The organism is Cryobacterium sp. RTC2.1, assembly GCF_035018685.1.
Taxonomy (GTDB): domain Bacteria; phylum Actinomycetota; class Actinomycetes; order Actinomycetales; family Microbacteriaceae; genus Cryobacterium; species Cryobacterium glucosi.
The window spans coordinates 1-1,295 of sequence record NZ_JASJXJ010000304.1 but is presented as its reverse complement, the minus strand read 5'-3'; the positions used below and the strand labels follow the sequence as shown (position 1 = coordinate 1,295).

The following is a 1,295-nucleotide window of genomic DNA, read 5'->3' as shown; positions in this document are numbered from 1 at the left end:
AGAGTACGAAAATGGCCTCTTCACGACATCCGAAGGGGCCATTTTCGTACTCTCGCGGTCCCTGGCCGCCGGACTGTGGATAGAACGCGCGCTCGTTCGTGGGAATCGGCATCATCGGGGGATGAAACGACGTCGCGAACTTCCCCCCGCGTTGCGTGGCCGACACTTCACCACCCGCAGTGGACGCCACGAGGGCGTATCGCGGAAGCGAATGAGGGGCGCGGACCTTGAGCAGCCGTTTCACGGCATCCGCTCACCACGATTGGGACCGGCAACGATCGCGACGCTCATAGCGGCATACTCCGAGCGGATGTCGACGGCCCAGTTCTTCAGTCACGTGACGGCAGCGCACGTGCACGGTCTTCCCCTCCCCCGGAGGTTCGCGACGTCCGGCGTGATTCATATCTGCGTCGACGACCCGGCGGAACGGCAGAGAGTGAGAGGGACCGTCGCGCACCACGCGCGACCAGGCACCGTACGCCTGGTCGATATCGGCGGTTATCGCGTGGCCGCACCGGTCGATGTCTGGCGCCAGCTCTCTGCCGTGCTCAATCTGGATGAACTCATTGTGATGGGAGACGCCCTGGTCGGAGGGAGGCGACCGCTCGCGACCATGGCCGAGCTGCGTACCGGCGTGGCGCGTCACGCAGGCAAGCGCGGCGCACGGCGGCTCAGAGAAGCGCTCGACTGGGTCCGCCCCGGCGTGCTCTCACCGCGGGAAACCGAGATCCGGCTCCTCCTGGTGCGGGCCGGCCTTCCCGAGCCGGAAGTGAACGCTCCCCTAACGGATAGGTCGGGACGGAGGATTGCGACGGGCGACCTCGTCTACCGGGAATATCGAGTGCTCGTTGAGTACGACGGCGAGCAGCATCGAACGGACGAAGAGCAGTATCACTGGGACATCGATCGGCTCGATGCGATCATGGAAGCCGACTGGCGGGTGGTTCGCCTGAACAAGACACATCTTCGACTCAAGAGCGCGTCGGCCGTGCGCAAGGTCGACACCGCACTTCGGGACCGCGGCTGGCGCCCCTGACCCATCCGGCCGTCGCATTCGCGCCGACCCAGCCCCCGGCATCCCTCACCCCTCCCGCGAGAGCGGAGAAACGGCCCCTTGGTGCGCCCTATGAGGGCACAATTCGTACTCTCGCGGCGGGGCGCCGCACTGACGGGTTCGCGAGAGCGGAGAAACGGCCCCTTCGCCGACCGCGAAGGGGCACAATTCGTACTCTCGCGGCTGGCTGCAGACCGCACGGGTCGTCAGGCGACAGGGTACAGGCGGGAGGGTCAGAGGG

General features: G+C 66.3%; 1 protein-coding gene. It reads left to right on the top strand.

Features of this window, described 5'->3' with window-relative positions; all coding sequences use genetic code 11:
- Nucleotides 1-1,036 (top strand): hypothetical protein (locus QN357_RS18975; RefSeq protein ID WP_323505396.1); only part of this gene is annotated, 1,036 nt, incomplete at its 5' end.
- Nucleotides 1,037-1,295 lie beyond the last annotated feature (259 nt).